Origin of the sequence: Curtobacterium sp. 1544 (assembly GCF_040544915.1) — a bacterium.
GTDB classification, from domain to species: domain Bacteria; phylum Actinomycetota; class Actinomycetes; order Actinomycetales; family Microbacteriaceae; genus Curtobacterium; species Curtobacterium pusillum_C.
In genome coordinates, this window is the sequence record NZ_JBEPKX010000011.1 from 1 (window position 1) to 17,161 (window position 17,161).

Genomic DNA, 17,161 nt, shown 5'->3' on the forward strand with positions numbered 1-17,161 from the left:
ACAACCCCCGTCCGGCTGGCGCCGGCCCCCCCGGGGGGGGGGGGGGGCCGGGGGGGGGGTGGGGGGGGGGGGGGCCCGCCCCCCCCCCGCCTCCAGTCCGTCTCGCGCTGCTAGCGTGCTCCCATGTCCTGGGGCCGGTGGTACTTCGCGGCCCAGGCCGCGGGCGGGGCCGCGTGGTGGATCGCGGTGTTCACGCTGCCGGCCGTCCAGGCCGCAACCCTCGGGTCCCTGCAACCGTTCCTCGTCGCGCTGGCGGACGTCCCGCTGTTCGTCGTCGCGTCTGCGCTCGCTGCCGCGGGCGTCCGCGCGGCGGCGGTCGTCGCGACCATCTGGACCGTCGCGGTGACGGCAGCGATCGTCGTCTGGGCGACCGTCACCACCGAGGCGGGGCTCGGTGTCCTGATCATGATCGGTGCGTCGGTCGGCTCGGTCCTCGCGCTGTCGCTCGTCCTGCTCGGCCGGATCCCCACGGAACTCGTGACCTCCGGACCGCTGCGCTTCCGGACCGCCGACCCCGACGGCGGACGACGTCGGCACGTCCTCCGCACCGCCGCGCAGATCGTCGTCTTCTGGGGCCTGTTCCTCGGGGTGTTCCCGCTGGTCATCGCGTTCGCCGAGCACCGGTGGCGCCTGCAGCCGCCGATGCCTGGCCCCTTCGTGACCGCCTCGGTCGCCGCCGGGGCGGCCGTCCTCGTGCTCGCGAGCGCGCTCGGCATCGCGTCCGCGGCGACCATGTCCACCCAGGGGGCCGGCACGCCACTGCCCTCGGCGATGCCGAACCGACTGGTCGTCGCCGGCCCCTACCGCTCGGTCCGGAACCCGATGGCACTCGCCGGCATCACGCAGGGCGTCGCCGTCGGCCTGCTGCTGAGCTCCTGGATGGTCGTCGTGTACGCGCTCGCCGGGTCGATCGTGTGGAACTGCATCGTCCGCCCGCTCGAGGAGGCCGACCTCGAGCACCGCTTCGGCGACGACTTCCGCCGCTACGCCGCACGGGTGCGCTGCTGGGTGCCGCGGTGGCCGATCCCGGCGAGCGCCCCCGCGGACGCCGTCAGTCCGCCGCGCCGCTGACGTTGACGAGCCACGTGACGCCGTAGCGGTCGGTCAGCATGCCGAACGTGTCGCCCCACGGCGCCTTCGTGAGCGGTTCGATGATCGTCGTCGCCCCCTCGGCGAGGCCGTTCCAGTAGCGGGTGAGCGCTTCCTCGTCGTCCCCGCTGAGCGACACCGAGATGTTGCTGACCTCGGGGCCCTCCATGCCGGTGGGGGCGTCGGAGGCCATCAGCAGCAGGCCGTTCTCTCCCTCGAGCTGGCCGTGCATGACCTTGTCGGCGTCGGCGGGGTCCTGCGCCATGCCGGCGTCACCGAACGTGCTGAGCGTGAGCTCGCCGCGGAACACCGAGTGGTAGAACTCGAGGCCCTCCCGCGCCCGGTCGCGGAGGTTGATGTACGGGTTGAGGCGGACGACCATGGTGGACTCCTCGGGGTGTGCACAGGCATCGTCGCCCGTGTCGCGCCCATCGTCCCATCGCTGTGGGCGGACCGGAAGACCCGCGGGCGGTCGGGCAGGATGGGCCGATGGACGCCGACCGGTACGACCAGCTCCTGGACGCCGCGATGCCGTGGACCGAGGTGGTGTCCGCGTTGCGGGCGCACGGGTGGACGTCGTGCGGCACGGGCGACTGGGCGACGGCCCTCCGGTCACCGTCGGGGGATCTCGCCGCCCGGATCAGCCCGTTCGACCCGGCAGGACCGTACTCCGCGATGCTCTACCGGGAGGCCGCACACACCCGCCAGGTGCCTGCCCTCGTCGAGCACCGGGTGCTGTCGGGCGGGGCGGACCTCACGGTGATGGAGTACCTCTCCCCGGTGACCGAGGCCGAGGGCGCCGCGTTCCAGCAGGCGATCGCCCGACGGGACCCTTCCGTCGCAGCCCTCGCCGACCACATCGCGGCGGTGCACACCCGGGGCGCCCGCGAACAGCCGTGGTGGGGTCCGCTCGACGACAACCCCGCGAACGTCATGCGGGGCCCCGACGGCCGGCTCGTCGTCGCCGACCTGTTCTACGCGGACGGGCCATCGCTCTACGCCACCGTCCGGAGCGATCCCGACCGAATCGTGCGCGACTACCCGGAGCACCTCCGCCGGCACATGACCGAGTTGCCGCTCGCGAGTTCCGGCGGGTGGGCCGAGGGCGACGCCGAACGGATGCGGGCGGCGCTCGCCGCGGCGGACGAGCGTCTCGCCGCCCGCTGACGACCGGGCACCCAGCCGCCCGCGCCTAGCATCGTGAGGATGCCCGTTCCTCGTCACGACGACTTCATCCGTGTCCGCGGCGCCCGCGAGCACAACCTGCGCGACGTGGACGTCGACATCCCCCGCGACCGGATCGTCGCCTTCACCGGCGTCTCCGGCTCGGGGAAGTCCTCGCTGGCGTTCGGAACCGTCTTCGCCGAGGCGCAGCGCCGCTTCCTGGAGTCCGTCGCCCCCTACGCTCGGCGGCTCATCGCACAGGGGTCGACGCCGCACGTCGACTCGATCACGGGGCTCCCGCCGGCCGTTGCACTGCAGCAGCGCCGTGGAGCACCGAGCGCGCGGTCGACCGTGGGCACGCTGACGACCCTGTCCAACTCGATGCGCATGCTGTTCTCCCGCGCGGGCACCTACCCGGCGGGAGCCGAGCGTCTGGAGTCGGACTCGTTCTCGCCGAACACCGCGGCCGGTGCCTGCCCGCGCTGCCACGGGCTCGGCACGGCGCACGAGGTCACCGAGGCCTCGGCGGTCCACGACGACTCGCTGAGCATCCGGGACGGGGCGATCACCGCGTGGCCGGGAGCCTGGCAGGGCAAGAACCTCCGCGACGTCACCGCGGTCCTCGGCTACGACATCGAACGGCCGTGGCGGGACCTCCCCCGCGCCGACCGCGACTGGCTGCTGTTCACCGAGGAGCAGCCCGTCGTCGAGGTCCACCCGAAGCGCGACCGGGTGGCGAAGCCGTACCGCGGCCGCTTCTGGAGCGCCCGACAGTTCGTCCTGCACACCCTCGCCGACTCACAGAGCGAGACCCAGCGGAACCGCGCACTGCAGTACGTCGAGTCCGGACCGTGCGGTCTGTGCGGCGGGACCGGCCTGACCCGCGACGCGCTCGCGGTCACGATCGGCGGCCAGAGCATCGCCGAGCTGAACGCCCTGCCGCTGACGGCGCTCGCCGACGTGCTGCGCCCGATCGCGTCGATCACGGACGCCGGTGCGGCGACGTCGAAGGCGACGTCGGGCGAGCGCACCGAGGTCGCCGTCGCGATCGCCGGCGACCTCGTCACGCGTGTCGACGTGCTCGTCGGGCTCGGACTCGGGTACCTTGCGCTCGACCGGGCGACGCCGACGCTGTCCCCGGGCGAGACGCAACGACTCCGGATCGCGACGCAGCTCCGATCCGGGTTGTTCGGCGTGGTCTACGTCCTCGACGAGCCGAGTGCGGGTCTGCACCCCGCCGACGCCGAGTCGCTCGTCCAGGTCCTCGACGACCTACGCGCGAGCGGCAACAGCGTCTTCGTGGTCGAGCACGACATGAGCATCGTGCGGCGTGCGGACTGGATCGTCGACGTCGGTCCCGGCGCCGGCGAGAGCGGCGGCACCGTCCTGTACAGCGGACCGGTCGACGGGCTGGGGGACGTGGAGGCGAGCGTCACCCGCCGGTTCCTGTTCCCGGGCGACCACACGCCGGACCGGGTGGAGCGCGCGCCGGTGGGCACCCTCGAGCTCCGCGACGTGACCCTGCACAACCTCCGGCACCTCGACGTCGACGTCCCACTCGGGGTGCTCACCGCCGTGACGGGCGTCAGCGGTTCCGGCAAGTCGTCGCTCGTCGGTGGCGTGCTCCCCGGGGCCGCCGCGGCCCACCCGCTCGTCACCCGCACCGTCCAGGTCGACCAGAAGCCGATCGGACGGACGCCGCGGTCGAACCTCGCGACCTACACGGGTCTGTTCGACGCGGTCCGGACTGCCTTCGCCGCGACCGACGCCGCACGCGACCGCGGCTGGACCGCCGGCCGGTTCTCGTTCAACGTCGCCGGCGGCCGGTGCGAGGTCTGCCAGGGCGAGGGCTTCGTGTCCGTCGAGCTCCTGTTCCTGCCCGGCAGCTGGGCCCCGTGCCCGGAGTGTCACGGCAGCCGCTACAACGACGAGACCCTCGAGGTCCGGTGGAACGGCGCCACGATCGCCGACGTGCTCGGGATGACCGTCGACGAGGCCGCTCCGTTCCTCACCGACCTCCCCGCCGCAGCCCGCGGCCTCGAGACCCTCCGCCAGGTCGGTCTCGGCTACCTGCGACTCGGGCAACCCGCACCGGAGCTGTCCGGCGGCGAGGCCCAGCGCATCAAGCTCGCCACCGAGCTCCAGCGCGCCCGGACGGGCCACACGCTCTACCTGCTCGACGAGCCGACCACGGGACTCCACCCGGCGGACGTCGAACTGCTCTCCGACCAGCTCGCCCGCCTCACCGACGCCGGCAACACCGTCGTCGTCGTCGAGCACGCGATGGACGTCGTCGCCGTCGCCGACCACGTCATCGACATGGGTCCCTCCGGTGGTGCCGAGGGCGGCCGGGTGGTCGCCTCCGGCACACCGGAGCAGGTGGCGGCGTCCGCCGCCAGCCGGACCGCACCGTACCTGCGCGCGCAACTCGGGCTCTGATGCTCCGCACCCACCGGACTGGAGGCACGTGGCGGGCCCGCCCCGCGCCTCCAGTCCGGACACCGACCGCACCACCCCGTTAGCCTGCTGGCCATGGCCATCACGTTGGAGAACGTCGGCATCGCCGTCCGCGACCTCGACGAGACCGTCGCGTTCTTCACGGACCTCGGACTCACCGTCGTCGGACAGGACACCGTCAGCGGCGATTGGGCGGACACGGCCGTCGGACTCGACGGCAACCACGCCCGGATAGCGATGCTGCAGACCCCGGACGGGCACGGGCGGCTCGAGCTGTTCGAGTACATCCACCCCGACGCGATCGAGACCGAGCCGACGCTGCCGAACGAGATCGGCATGCACCGGGTGGCGTTCCAGGTCGACGACATCGACGCCGCGCTCGCGATCGCCGCACGGCACGGGTGTGTCCCGTTGCGCGGGGTGGCGAACTACCAGGACGTGTACAAGCTGAGCTACCTGCGCGGACCGAGCGGGATCATCGTGATGCTGGCCCAGGACCTCCGGAAGCGGTAGCGCGCGCGGGGCTCCGTATGCTGGTGCGATGCATTCCGGACGTGCGGTCCTGGCCGCTTCCACGACCTTGGCGATCCTGGCCGGAGCAGCGGTCGCCGTCGTGGCCTGGCCGTCGACACCGCTGCGAACCGGCCACCTCGTGGGCGGTGCCTGCGCCAGCTACGCGGCGGGGGACACCTCCACGTCGATGAGTGTCACGATCCCGGTGCAGAACGACTCCGCAGGCGACATCGAGGTCGTCGGGAGCCGGCCCCTCGGGCAGGTCGGGACGGCGGACGTCGACCTCCGCGTCGCGCCTGGTCGCTCGTTCGGGTTCAACGGCTTCGGCACTCTCAGTCAGCTCGCCGAGGGCCACCGCACGGTCCCCCTCGACGGTGCGGTCCTGCCCGCACACCGGACCTCCACGGTGATCGCGACGATCACGCGGAGCGACGGCGCGCCCTTCGGTGCGATCGGAGGCCTCGAACTGGACCAGCGCGCCGTGCTCGGGACGATCCGCAGCACGGTGCTGCCCGCGACGCTCGGCGTCGCCGCGGCCGGCCGGATCGACGAGTGCGACCTCGACCAGGTCTCGCTCGACCGGGACTGACCGCGGTCAGTCGCCGACGAGGGCGGTGACCGCGTCCACGACGATCTGCCGACGGCGCGCGGGGGTCACCGCCGCGACGAGGGTGTCGAACTCGGGCGTCGTCGCACTCCAGAACGCGGCGACGTGCACGACGAGGCCGAGCAGGACCGCCGGGCGGTAGGAGCGGGGCAGGACTCCGGCGCGCTGGGCGTGCTCGACCGCGGCGACCGCCTCGGTGTCGGCGCCGACCAGGGCGTCGAGCGGAGCGGCCGCGCCGCGTTCGAGACGGTGCCACGTGAGCAGCCGCTGCGCCCACGGACGTCGGACGTACGAGTCGTGCAGGCGTGCGGCGTACCCGGGCAGGTCGTCCGTGTCGATCGGGACCTCGTCCGAGGTCTCCGTGACCGTCTGGGCGATCAGCGCGTCGAACAGGCCCTCCTTGCTGCCGAAGTAGTGGAACACCTGTGCCTTGTTGCTCTCCGCCGCTGCGGTGATGCGTTCCAGGCGGGTGCCGGCGAGACCGGCGGCGGCGAACTCGTCGCGGGCGGCGAGCAGGAGTCGTGCGCGCATCGCGTCGGCGGCAGGGGGCGTGAAGCGGGCCATGGGTCCACGGTATCGGCAGCCGGGCGGGACCGGGCCGTGGCTCAGCGGGCGAGCGCGGAGAGCTCCGCCCGCGACCGCGCACCGTACTTCCGCAGCAGGTTCGCGACGTGGTACTTCGCGGTGTTAACGGTGATCCCGAGCTGCGCGGCGACGTCGGCGTTCGGTGCTCCCGCCACGACGAGCCGGAGCACGTCGCGCTCCCGGGGCGTCAGCGCCTCGGCGTCCTCGATGCGGTCGCCGAGAGCCGGCGGGTCGAGGGGCATCACGATCGAGATCGTGGAACCCCATCCGTCCGTCGACTCGACCCGGAAGTCCCCGTCGAGGGCGGACACCCGTTCGGCGATCGGGCGCACCGTGTCGTCGTGGACGTCGAGCGACCCGTCGCCGTCGTCGCGGATCTCGACGAGCAGGTTGCGCCCGTCGCAGTCCCACTGCACCCGCACACGCTCGGCGGTCCCCCGGTCGACGTGCGCGAGCACCGCGGTGCGCACGATGGCGCGCGCGGCGTGGGCGACCTCACCGGGCAGGGCGCGGCCGGTCGCGGGCGGCTCGACGAACTGGATGTCGATCGATCCGAAGCGCACCAGCGGTCGCAGGTCGTTCCGCAGCCGGAGGAACGCGCGGGACACCGGCTCGACCAGGGCGTTCCGCTCCTCGTCGTTGCTCGTCCGGAGGTCGACCAGCGCGGCCGACGCGATCTCGGCGGCTTCGACCCGTGCTGCGCGGTCGTCGACGCGCGTCGACCGGAGCACCGCGAGCAGTGACTCCAGGGTCAGGGCGTGCTGATCGGCCCGTTCCGCGACCAGCCGTGCGTGCTGCACCACGAGCGCGCGGGTGGCGGGTTCGGCGAGCGGTGCGGGGTCGACCATGGCGCGATACTACCCCCGCCCCACTCCCCTACCCGGGCGAATGGGAACGCCCGCTCACCGGGTAGCTGCGACGACGTCACGGACCGGTCAGGCTCGGGGTCATGCATCAGAACGCGCTCCGCATGGTTGCCGACGAGGTCGCTGGTCTCCTGGACCGACTCGTCGAGACCGCCGGCGGACAGCTCGACGACCTCGCCGACCTCGTGACGACCGCCGATCGCGTCTTCGTCCACGGCGCCGGCCGGTCCGGCATCGCGCTCCGCATGACGGCGATGCGGCTCATGCACCTCGGGATCACGACCCACGTCGTGGGCGAGGTGACCACCCCCGCGATCGGCAGTGGCGACCTGCTCCTCACCGCGAGCGGCTCCGGCACGACGAGCGGCATCGTCCGCGCGGCCGAGACCGCCACCGCAGCCGGAGCGACCGTCGCCGCGATCTCCACCACGGACGACGCGCCGCTCTCCCGCACCGCCCGGATGACGGTCCTGCTGCCCGCCGCGACGAAGACCGACCGATCCGGCGTCGCCTCCGCGCAGTACGCCGGCTCCCTCTTCGAACAGGGTGTCGCCCTCCTCGGCGACGCACTGTTCCACACGCTCTGGCAGCGAAGCGGTCAGAGCGCCGACGACCTGTGGCCCCGGCACGCGAACATCGAGTGACCCCGGCCACGACCCCCACCCGCACGACAGGAAAGAAGCACATCATGCAGTTGCAGTTCGCCATGGACACCCTGACCACCGACGCCGCGCTCGAGCTCGCCGCCGCCGCAGCACCGCACGTCGACATCCTCGAGCTCGGCACCCCGCTCATCAAGAGCGAGGGCCTCTCCGCGATCACCGCGATCAAGCAGGCGCACCCGGACAAGATCGTCTTCGCCGACCTCAAGACGATGGACGCCGGCGAGCTCGAGGCCGACATCGCGTTCCAGGCCGGCGCCGACCTCGTCACCGTCCTCGGCACCGCCGGTGACAGCACCATCGTGGGCGCCGTGAAGGCTGCCGAGAAGCACGGCAAGGGCATCGTCGTCGACCTCATCGGCGTCGCCGACAAGCCGGCCCGCGCCAAGCAGGTCGTCGCCCTCGGCGCGACCTTCGTCGAGATGCACGCCGGTCTCGACGAGCAGGCCGAGCCGGGCTTCACCTTCGAGACCCTGCTGCGCGACGGCGAGTCCGCGGGCGTGCCGTTCTCGGTCGCCGGCGGTGTCAACGCCGGTTCCGTCGCGTCCGTCCAGGACGCCGGCGCGCGCGTCGCCGTCGCCGGCAGCGCGATCTACAGCGCCGACGACGTCGCGGCCGCAGCCGCGGAGATCCGCGCCGCCATCAAGTGACGCACTGAACGTGCGCACCTGAGGGACGGGAGGCACGGTGCCGGCTGGCACCGTGCCTCCCGTCCGTCATCCGGTCCGGCCATTCGTTGCACTTCCTGTTCCGCGAGACGTAGCATGGGCGCGTGGGCACCATCGCCGAGTACGCGACCGAGCACGGCATCTCGCCGCGTCGCGCACGGACGCTCGCGCAGCAGGGTCGCGTTCCCGCTCGACGCATCGGACGCGCGTGGGTGCTGGACGACGACGCCACGACGTCACCGGTCACCGGTACCCGCCCGATGAGTCCGCGGACCAGGGTGATGTTCCTCCGCGCCCTCTCCGACCAGTCCGTCCGCGGGCTGACCGGCTCGGACCGTCGGCGCATCGCCGGCTACCTGAACCGACTCCGTCAGGCGGAGCACCCTGCCGCACTGCTGCGCGCGTGGTTCCGTGGGGCCGTGACGCCGAGCGGGTTCTCCCTCGGCGAGCTGCTCGTGCGTGCGGCGATGGACGGTGACGACGACATCGTCTCCGAGCGCCTCGCCCGCCCCCGACGCCGCTTCCTGAACTCGCCCGACCGCCTGGCTCGGGTGGTCGCGGACGAGCGGGCCATCCACGGGTTCACCCGCGCAGAACTCGCCGCCCGTGCCGGCACGACGGAGCACGACGTCAAGGCCGTCGAGTCCGGCGAAGCGATCGACTCGCTCGTCACCGTCCTGCAGGTCATCAACGCCCTCGACGTGCACCCGCTCGCGGTCCCCACCGCAGCGGTCAGGGACTCAGCGTGACGAAGGTCCTGCACGCCTGGCTCGAAGGTCGGTACGTCGGGGAGTTCGTCGACGCCGGGAGCGGGCGCGTCACCCTGCGCTACGACAGCGATGCGCCGGACACTCCCGTGTCGTTGTCGATCCCGCGCCACGGCACGGTGCCCGAGCACGCCGCGAGTCGGTTCCTCGACAACCTGCTCCCAGACCGGCCCGAGGCCCGCGAGTGGATGCGGCGCATCACCGACGCGAGGTCGACGAGCACGTTCGACCTCCTCGCGGAGGTCGGCGGAGACGTTGCGGGCGGTCTCGTCCTCCTCCCCACCGAGGACCTTCCCGAGTCCGCCGCGACGGCGCTCCTCGTCGCGGACGACGATGCGATCGCCTTCCGGATCAGCAGCCTGCACCAGGACCCCGACCGTTGGTGGGAACGCGCCGATCCGGCGCGGTTCTCCCTCGCCGGCAGCCAGCCGAAGTTCGCGCTCGCCGACGTCGGCGGGACCTGGTTCTGGTCGAACGCGTCCGTTCCGTCGACCCACATCGTCAAGCCCGCAGCCTCCACGAACCGTGGTGCAGAACGGGCAGAAGTCGCGGCTGAACGGCTCGCCGCGGACATCGGCCTCGTCGCACCGCGGGCGGACGTCCTCGACGTGGCCGGAGAGCGTGCCTACATCGTCGAGCGGTTCGACCGGGCAACGCAGCCGAACGGGCTCGCGACACGGATCCACGTGGAGGACCTCACCCAGGCCCTCGGTCAGGCGGGCGCGAGCAAGTACGCCATCGGCGCGAAACCGATCATCGAGCTGTTGCTGCGGCACGACCCGACCGGCGAGGCCGCTCACACCTTCCTCAGGCAGGCGGCCTTCAACGCCGCCATCGGCAACGCCGATGCGCACGCGAAGAACTACTCCGTCCTCCTGCGGCCCACGGGGATCCGGCTCTCCCCGCTCTACGACGCCCTGCCCACCCGGCTCTGGCCCGCCTACGACGACACGCTCGCGATGCGCATCGGTGGTGCGGAGCACCCGAACGAGCTGACGCTCGACCACTGGTCGAAGCTCGCGCGCAGGTCTGGTCTCGACGTCGACCGCGCTCGTACCGAGGTGCGGGAGGTCTACGAGGCCGTCGCTGACCGTGTCGACACTGCGTGGACCGAACTCGACGACGACCAGGCCGAACGCATGCGCGCCCTCGTCGCGGAGCAGACCAGGAAGATCACGTCTGCGGTGGTGGGCCCTGCCGGGATCGAACCGACGACATCCACGGTGTAAACGTGGCGCTCTACCAGCTGAGCTAAAGGCCCTTCCCCTCGATCCTAGACGAGTCGCCGCAGCACCCCCGCGGTGAGCGCGGTGCGCTCGACCATGCGGTCCAGGTCGACCCACTCGTGTCGCGCGTGCGCGCCGTCGCCGACCGCGCCGAGACCGTCGAGCACCGCTGCTCCGAGCGCCGCTGCGAAGTTCCCGTCGCTCGCGCCCCCGACGCTCGTCTCCGCGACGGTGAGGCCGAGTGCGGCAGCGGCCGTCTCGGCGACCCGGAACAGCTCGACGTTGCGGTCGGTCCGCGCCATCACGGGTCGGTTCCAGTCACCCGTCACCGAGATCGACGCCGCCGGGTTCGCCGGCTCGAGACCGCCGAGGACCTCGTCGATCCGTGCGGACTCGGCATCCGACGACACGCGGACGTCGAGCGCCGCCGTCGCCGCACCGGCCCGGACGTTGGGCCGGGTTCCGCCGGTGACGACCCCGACGTTCAGCGACGTGCCCGCGTCGAGGTCGGCCGCGCCGTGGAGCGCGAGGACCACCCGGGCGAGCTCGTCGACCGCGCTGGCGCCCCCGGCCGGGTGCAGACCCGCGTGCACCTCGACCCCGCGGATGTGGACGTCGAACAGTCCGACGCCCTTCCGTGCGGTCTTGAGTGCGCCGTCCGGCCCGGCCGAGGCCTCGAAGACCAGGACGGGGCCGGGGGTCCGTCGGACGACGTCCTCGATGACCGGGCGGGAACCGATGCTGCCGACCTCTTCGTCCCCGTTCAGGACGAGGCGGATGTTCGGCCGTGGGACGCCGAGGCCGTCGAGGAGCGCGACCGCGTGGGCGAACTGCACGAGCCCGGCCTTCATGTCGTAGGCACCGGGGCCGGTCAGTCGGTTGCCGTCGATCCGCACCGGCCAGTCGGCGAGCGTTCCGGCGGCCCACACGGTGTCGTAGTGGCAGAGCACGACGACCCAGGACTCCGTCGCGTCGGGTGCCACGAGGTCACCGACGACGACCGGGCCGTGCTGTTCGGGCTCGTGGAGGGCGCGCTCGGCGAAGGGCCCGACGGTGGCGGCGAGGAACCGCTCGACGTGGTGGAGTCCGACGCGGAGCAGGGCGAGGTCGTCCGAGGGGGTCTCCGTCTCGACGTACGCGACGAGGTCGTCGACCATCTGCGCGCGCCGGGCGACCGCGGCCTCCAGGAGATCGACGTCGACCACGGTGGCCGTCACCGCGCCGCTCCGACCGCCGCGACGAGGCCACGGATCCGGTCCTCGTCCATCGCGGCGCCGTCCTCCACCGCGACGATCTCGTCGACGAGCGCGCGGATGCCGGGCGTCGGGATGCCGAGCGTCTCCCCGGCTTCGACGACGGGGCCGTAGTGCAGCGGCACCTCGGTCTTCCGGTGCCGGACGGCGATGTCGCGCCAGATCCCGGAGCGGGTCTTCGACTGGGTGGCGAGCCACGCGACGAGGCCGTCGAGCGCAGCGGTCGTCGTGGCGGGGTCGGCACCGGGGGCGAATGCTGTCGGCTCGAACGCGTCGAACGGTTCCGGCGTGATGCCCTGCGCCTCGGTCACGGCGAGGACCTCCCGAGCGAGCGCGGCCATCACGTCGCGGTTGCGATCGATGAGGACGCTCATGTCCTCGTCCGCCAAGGCCGTCGCGGTGAGCATCGCGCCGAAGGCCAGCTTCGACCAGAGGAAGCCGGCGACGTTGTCCGTGACGACCGGGGCCCCCCATCGGCGCAGGTCCTCCGCGAGCTGTCGGTTGCGGTCGCTCGTCCCGCCGGCGTACTCGCCGAGCGCCATCGCGCCGAGGCCACCGTCCTGCACGACACCGGGGGCGACGACGTCCGCGAACAGGTCGACGAACGCGATGACGGTGCGGTCGGCACCGACGTGGCGGGCGATCGTCGCCTCGTTGAGACCGTTCTGCAGCGAGGCGACCCAGCCGTCGCCGGCGAGCCGGGGTGCGATCCAGGCCGACGCCGGGTCGGTGGCGAGCGCCTTGACGGCGAGCAGGACCGGTCCGAGCGTGGTCGGTGCGTCGGGGTCGTCGAGGTGCCAGATCGGGAGCCGGGCCACCCGTTCGCCGTCGGCGGTCCGGAGGCGGAGTCCGTCGGCGCGCACCGCGGCGACGTGCTCGGGGTCGGCGTCGACGAGCTGCACGGGGACACCGGCGGCGTCGAGGTGCACGGCGAGGGTGCCGCCGATCGCGCCGGCACCGACGATCGTGTACGGAGTGCGGTCGGTCATGCGGGGACTTCCTCTCGGGTGGTGCTGCTGCTCAGCGGCAGGTTGTGCGCGCCGGTGGACGATCCGCCGTCGACACGCAGGATCGTCCCGGTCACCCACCCGGACTGCTCCGGGTCGGCCAGCCAGACGACGGCCTTCGCGATGTCGGTCGGGTCGCCTGGTCGCCCGAGCGGGTTCGGCGACACGGCGGCGGCGTACTCGTCGCTCACGCGGTTCACCTCGCTGTCCACGACGACGAACCCCGGCGCGACGGCGTTCACCCGGATGCCGGCGGCCCCGAGCTCCAGGGCGCTCGCACGGGTCACCATCTCGAGCGCGGCCTTCGACGTGCTGTACGGAGCGGCGCCGGGGCGGGCGCGGAGAGCGGCACCCGACGTGATGTTGACGACGCTCGGGGTCCGACCGGCCCGGGTGGCGAGGCGGCTGAGTGCCACGGTGGCGAGCAAGGGCGCTCGGACGTTGACGTCCTGCACGGAGTCCCACTTCGCGGCGTCGAGCTCGAGGAAGGGTGTCGCCGGGTAGACACCGGCGGCGTTCACGAGGACGTCGACGGGTGCCTGCTCCCACGCGGCGGTCACGGCACGCGTCGGGGCGTCCGGGTCGCGGAGGTCCGCCACGACCGTGCCCACGGCGTCCGTGGAGCCGATCGACCCTGCGGCTGCGGCGAGTGCGTCGGCACGGTGGTCGACGAGCGTCAGCCGGTCGCCGAGGGCAGCGAACGACCGGGCCACGGCGAGCCCGATCCCGCTGGCCGCCCCCGTGACGAGCACGTGCCGCGTCATCGGAGGACCTTCCCCTTCGTCTCCGGCATCGTCAGGTAGACGACGAGTCCGATCGCCGCGGCCACCGCGCAGTAGACCCAGACGAGGTTCCCGTACCCGGCGCCGCTCATCCAGGTCGTGATGTAGGGCGCGGTCCCGCCGAAGATCGCGACTGCGAGGGCGTAGGGCAGGCCGATCCCGGTCGCACGGACCTCCGGCGGGAACTGCTCGGCCATGATCACCGCGCAGTTCGCCGAGTAGCCGAGCAGGAACAGGATGCCGATGACCTGGATGATGAGCAACGACCAGAACGTGCCGCTCAGGAACGTGAACGCCGGCCACGCGAACAGCAGGAACCCGCCGGCGAAGATCGACATCGTGGGCTTGCGTCCGATCTTGTCCGACAGGATGCCGGCGAACGGCAGCAGCACGAGGAACACGACCATGGCGATCACGTTCGCGAGGAGCGCCTGGTTGAGCGGGAGCCCCGTCGTGACGTGGGCGTAGGTCGGCATGTACGAGACCCACATGTAGTAGAGCAGGGTGCCGGCGATGGTGATCCCGAACACGCGTGCGGTGGCACCCGGGTGGTCGCGGAACATCGCGACGACGGCGTTGCGCTTCGGCGCGGCCGTCTGCGCGTCACGGTCACGCTGGGCAGTGAAGGACTCGGTCTCCTCGACCGAGGTCCGCAGCCAGATGCCGACCAGCCCGATCAGCGCGCAGAAGACGAAGGCGGCGCGCCACCCCCAGGCGTCCAGGGCCTCGGGTGAGAGCACCGAGGTGATGATCGCACCGATCCCGGAGGCGATCAGCACGCCCGCACCGACCGACACCTGCTGCCAGGATCCGGCGAAGGCGCGGCGCTTGGGAGCGGCCGACTCGACGAGGAACGCCGACGAGGAGCCGAACTCCCCGCCCGCCGAGAAGCCCTGCACGAGTCGCGCGAGGAGCAGCACGATCGGTGCGGCGATCCCGATCGTCGCGAACCCGGGCGTGATGCCGATGACGAGCGAGGCGGCGGCCATCAGCCCGATCGTGAGCATCAGCCCCTTCTTGCGGCCGTGCCGGTCGGCGTACGCGCCGAGGACCGCGGCGCCGATCGGACGCATCACGAACCCGACCGCGAACACCGCGAGCGTCGCGAGGAGCGCCGCCGCGTCGTTGCCCGGCGGGAAGAAGTGGTGGCCGAACACCGACGAGAACGTCGTGTAGACGGCCCAGTCGATCCACTCGACCACGTTCCCGATGCCGCCGGCGATGATCGCCTTGCGGCCGCGGGCCGTGAGCCGCGTCTCGTGCACGGCATCCGGCGCGGTGCCGGCGGCACCGAGCCTCGGGTTGGTTGCTTCTGCTGTCATCGTTGCGTCGACTTCCTGGGTGGGAGGAACGGGGGTGCGGAACGGGTGGAGCAGCGGACTGGAGGCGCGGGGCGGGGCCGACCCGTGCCTCCAGGCCGTCAGACGGTCGCGTCCGTGGCGGACGCTCCGACCGGGTCGAGACCGCTCGCGGTCGCGACGTGCTCGGCGAGGCCGGCGTGGGTGGTGAACCAGACGTCGTCGAACGAGCGGATGTGGGCGAGGAGCGCCTCGAGGACGACGAGGCGCGACCGGTGCCCGATGAAGTGCGGGTGCATGGTGAGTTGGAACACGCCGCCCTCGGCACGCGCCACGTCGAACTCGTCGCGCCAGATGCGGCCGACTTCGTGCGGCGGCGTGTACGGCCGCAGCGACTGGAAGCGCTCCATCATCAGGTACGGCGCGTCGTCGCGGATCCAGTCCACCGGGATCTCGACGATGCCCGTCGGCTCGCCGCGGTGCAGGATCTCGTACGGGTCGTCGTCGGCCATCAGCGAGGAGTCGTAGCGGAAGCCGAGCTCGCGGGCGACGTCGAGCGTGGAGTCACTGAAGTCCCACGACGGCGTCCGGATGCCCGTCGGGCGCACACCGGTCTGCGACGTCAGCACGTCGACCGCCCGGCTCAGCAGGTCCAGCTCGTCGTCGTGGCCGAGCAGGGTGTTCCGCTCGTGGATCCAGCCGTGCACCGCGACCTCGTGTCCGTGTGCGACGTACGTCGGGGCCTCGTCGGGGCGGAGCAGCGCGCACACCGCGGGCACGTAGAACGAGGACGGGGCCTCGTAGCGGTCGAGCAGCCGGAGGATGCGTGGGACGGCTGCTCGCGCGCCGTACTCCCCCATCGCCATCCGGCCGGGCGACGTCTCGCCGTCGCGCAGGGACGGGGTCTCGTGGTCGGAGTCGAACGAGATCGCCACCGCCACGCGGGCGCCGCCGGGCCAGCGGTCGGGTCCCTCCGGCCGCAGCAGGTTCCGTCCGGCGCGGACCTCCTCGACGTGGCCACGCCAGGTGGGCTCGTCCCACTGCCAGGGCTGCTGGGGGTCGGGCTGGGGCATGGTGTCCTCCTGTGGTGGTCGGGTCACGCGATCGTGGGGGCCGAGGCGTCGGGTCACGGGATCGCGGGGGCCGAGGCGTCGCTGGCCGGGACGAACCGGCCGTCCTCGATCCGGCTCCACATCCGTTTGACGGTGCGGAGCTGCACCGTCACGTCGACCTCGCGCACGCCGGGCAGCGCGCCCAGGACGTCGGTCGTGAAGGTGTAGACGGACGCGAAGTCGGGCAGGAACGCTTGGCCGATGAGGTTGTACCGTCCGAGCGACGCGGCGGCGTAGTGCACGGCGGGGTGCCCGGCGAGCTGTGCGGCCGCAGCGGAGAGCCGGTCGGGTGCGACGGAGATCCACACCTCGAGTTCGGTCGTGCGGCCGAGGAGCGCCGGGGCCACGAGCGGGCCGATCCGGAGTCGACCGCTCTGCACCAGGTCCTCGAGGGTGCGGCGGGTGGCCGCCTCGGACCGACCGACCTCGCGTGCGAGATCGGTGAGGGGCTTGCGACCGTCGCGGACGAGGGCGGCGAACACGGACCGCTCCTCAACGGTGGCGTCGGCGTGCAGCGGTGCCACGCCTTCGCCCGTCGACGGATCGGGAGCGGGCGCGTTCGCGGTCGCCGATCGCGGGGCGGCCGTGGGTGTCGGCCGCGGGCCGTCGCCGGGGAACACCGTGAACGGGGCGGTGAAGGTCCGCACGATCGGGAGCGCCTCGGTCTCGACCGGACGCCCGTCGACCTCGATGGTGCTGAGGAACGCGGTCAGGTCACCGACCCGGGGCAGGACGACCTCGGCCGTGCAGTCCGCCGAGCCCGTGAGGGTCGCGGCGAACCGGACCTCGGGGCGTCGGGCGAGGGCATCCGCCAGGGCGTCGGCACGGTCGGCCCCGGACTTGATCCGGACCTTCGTGGAGACGCCGAAGCCGGCGGCGAGCACGTCCGACGCGGCGATGATCCGGACGGCTCCGTCCTCGACCAGACGTGTGACGCGGCGTTGTGCGGTCGAGGGCGAACAGCCCGCCAGCTCACCGATCGCCGCCCAGGAGGCACGGCCGTCGTGCGCGAGGGCACGGAGGACGGCGCGGTCGACCTCGTCGGCGGCGGTGGGACGAGCATCCGTCAAGGTCATGCGGATCAACGTATTCCGTCATCCAACGA

At 72.5% G+C, this 17,161-nt stretch carries 18 protein-coding genes and 1 tRNA gene; 9 read left to right on the plus strand and 10 right to left on the minus strand.

The window, feature by feature from the left end; genetic code table 11:
- The first annotated feature begins 123 nt into the window (after positions 1–123).
- Positions 124–1,071 carry a methyltransferase family protein gene (locus ABIC61_RS08525; protein ID WP_354029570.1) on the plus strand — a complete coding sequence of 316 codons (948 nt, stop codon included), beginning with the start codon at positions 124–126 and terminating at the stop codon, positions 1,069–1,071.
- On the opposite strand, the gene ABIC61_RS08530 is transcribed toward ABIC61_RS08525, so the two are convergent.
- A complete protein-coding gene (locus ABIC61_RS08530) occupies positions 1,052–1,471 on the minus strand; it encodes a VOC family protein (RefSeq protein ID WP_354029571.1) in 420 nt (139 codons plus the stop codon). The genes ABIC61_RS08525 and ABIC61_RS08530 overlap by 20 nt on opposite strands.
- A gap of 107 nt (positions 1,472–1,578) precedes the next feature.
- On the opposite strand from ABIC61_RS08530, the gene ABIC61_RS08535 reads away from it, so the two are divergent.
- From ABIC61_RS08535 to ABIC61_RS08550, 4 genes are all read left to right on the plus strand, one after another.
- The gene (locus ABIC61_RS08535; RefSeq protein WP_354029572.1) at positions 1,579–2,256 is read left to right on the plus strand and encodes a hypothetical protein; all 678 of its coding nucleotides are present in this window, start codon (positions 1,579–1,581) and stop codon (positions 2,254–2,256) included.
- A 39-nt stretch (positions 2,257–2,295) separates the two neighbouring features.
- Positions 2,296–4,692, plus strand: coding sequence for an ATP-binding cassette domain-containing protein (locus ABIC61_RS08540; RefSeq protein ID WP_354029573.1), 2,397 nt, complete (start codon positions 2,296–2,298; stop codon positions 4,690–4,692).
- 93 nt (positions 4,693–4,785) lie between these two features.
- Positions 4,786–5,223 carry a VOC family protein gene (locus ABIC61_RS08545; RefSeq protein ID WP_354029574.1) on the plus strand — a complete coding sequence of 146 codons (438 nt, stop codon included), beginning with the start codon at positions 4,786–4,788 and terminating at the stop codon, positions 5,221–5,223.
- A gap of 28 nt (positions 5,224–5,251) precedes the next feature.
- Positions 5,252–5,812, plus strand: a complete 561-nt coding sequence (locus ABIC61_RS08550) for a hypothetical protein (protein WP_144750256.1) — start codon at positions 5,252–5,254, stop codon at positions 5,810–5,812.
- Positions 5,813–5,818: 6 nt separating this feature from the next.
- On the opposite strand, the gene ABIC61_RS08555 is transcribed toward ABIC61_RS08550, so the two are convergent.
- Together ABIC61_RS08555 and ABIC61_RS08560 are read right to left on the minus strand one after the other, a co-directional pair.
- Positions 5,819–6,394, minus strand: a complete 576-nt coding sequence (locus ABIC61_RS08555; protein ID WP_354029575.1) for a TetR/AcrR family transcriptional regulator — start codon at positions 6,392–6,394, stop codon at positions 5,819–5,821.
- 41 nt (positions 6,395–6,435) lie between these two features.
- Positions 6,436–7,263, minus strand: a complete 828-nt coding sequence (locus ABIC61_RS08560) for a helix-turn-helix transcriptional regulator (protein ID WP_097179362.1) — start codon at positions 7,261–7,263, stop codon at positions 6,436–6,438.
- Positions 7,264–7,364: 101 nt separating this feature from the next.
- On the opposite strand from ABIC61_RS08560, the gene hxlB reads away from it, so the two are divergent.
- From hxlB to ABIC61_RS08580, 4 genes are all read left to right on the plus strand, one after another.
- Complete coding sequence (hxlB, locus tag ABIC61_RS08565) at positions 7,365–7,925, plus strand: 6-phospho-3-hexuloisomerase (RefSeq protein ID WP_502908793.1); 561 nt, start codon at positions 7,365–7,367, stop codon at positions 7,923–7,925.
- Positions 7,926–7,969: 44 nt separating this feature from the next.
- Positions 7,970–8,593, plus strand: coding sequence for a 3-hexulose-6-phosphate synthase (hxlA, locus tag ABIC61_RS08570; protein WP_079238857.1), 624 nt, complete (start codon positions 7,970–7,972; stop codon positions 8,591–8,593).
- A 122-nt stretch (positions 8,594–8,715) separates the two neighbouring features.
- Positions 8,716–9,360, plus strand: a complete 645-nt coding sequence (locus ABIC61_RS08575; protein ID WP_354029576.1) for a helix-turn-helix domain-containing protein — start codon at positions 8,716–8,718, stop codon at positions 9,358–9,360.
- Complete coding sequence (locus tag ABIC61_RS08580) at positions 9,357–10,607, plus strand: HipA domain-containing protein (protein ID WP_354029636.1); 1,251 nt, start codon at positions 9,357–9,359, stop codon at positions 10,605–10,607. The genes ABIC61_RS08575 and ABIC61_RS08580 overlap by 4 nt, the downstream gene beginning before the upstream one ends.
- Here the strand turns inward: ABIC61_RS08580 and ABIC61_RS08585 are convergent.
- The 7 genes from ABIC61_RS08585 to ABIC61_RS08615 all read right to left on the minus strand — a co-directional run bounded on the left by ABIC61_RS08585 (position 10,564) and on the right by ABIC61_RS08615 (position 17,132).
- Positions 10,564–10,639: transfer RNA gene (locus ABIC61_RS08585), tRNA-Val, on the minus strand. The two genes, ABIC61_RS08580 and ABIC61_RS08585, sit on opposite strands and share 44 nt — an antisense overlap.
- A 12-nt stretch (positions 10,640–10,651) precedes the next feature.
- Entirely contained in the window at positions 10,652–11,821 is a 1,170-nt protein-coding gene (locus ABIC61_RS08590; protein WP_354029577.1) for a M20/M25/M40 family metallo-hydrolase, read from the minus strand.
- Positions 11,818–12,846: a ketopantoate reductase family protein gene (locus tag ABIC61_RS08595; RefSeq protein WP_354029578.1), complete on the minus strand. Its 1,029-nt coding sequence runs from the start codon at positions 12,844–12,846 to the stop codon at positions 11,818–11,820. Before ABIC61_RS08595 ends, ABIC61_RS08590 begins: the two co-directional genes overlap by 4 nt.
- On the minus strand, positions 12,843–13,628 hold the full coding sequence (locus ABIC61_RS08600) for an SDR family NAD(P)-dependent oxidoreductase (RefSeq protein ID WP_354029579.1): 786 nt from the start codon (positions 13,626–13,628) through the stop codon (positions 12,843–12,845). The genes ABIC61_RS08595 and ABIC61_RS08600 overlap by 4 nt, the downstream gene beginning before the upstream one ends.
- Complete coding sequence (locus ABIC61_RS08605) at positions 13,625–14,968, minus strand: MFS transporter (protein ID WP_144750266.1); 1,344 nt, start codon at positions 14,966–14,968, stop codon at positions 13,625–13,627. Before ABIC61_RS08605 ends, ABIC61_RS08600 begins: the two co-directional genes overlap by 4 nt.
- Before the next feature lie 98 nt (positions 14,969–15,066).
- On the minus strand, positions 15,067–16,017 hold the full coding sequence (locus ABIC61_RS08610) for a polysaccharide deacetylase family protein (RefSeq protein WP_354029580.1): 951 nt from the start codon (positions 16,015–16,017) through the stop codon (positions 15,067–15,069).
- 53 nt (positions 16,018–16,070) lie between these two features.
- Positions 16,071–17,132, minus strand: coding sequence for an Lrp/AsnC family transcriptional regulator (locus ABIC61_RS08615; RefSeq protein ID WP_354029581.1), 1,062 nt, complete (start codon positions 17,130–17,132; stop codon positions 16,071–16,073).
- Positions 17,133–17,161 lie beyond the last annotated feature (29 nt).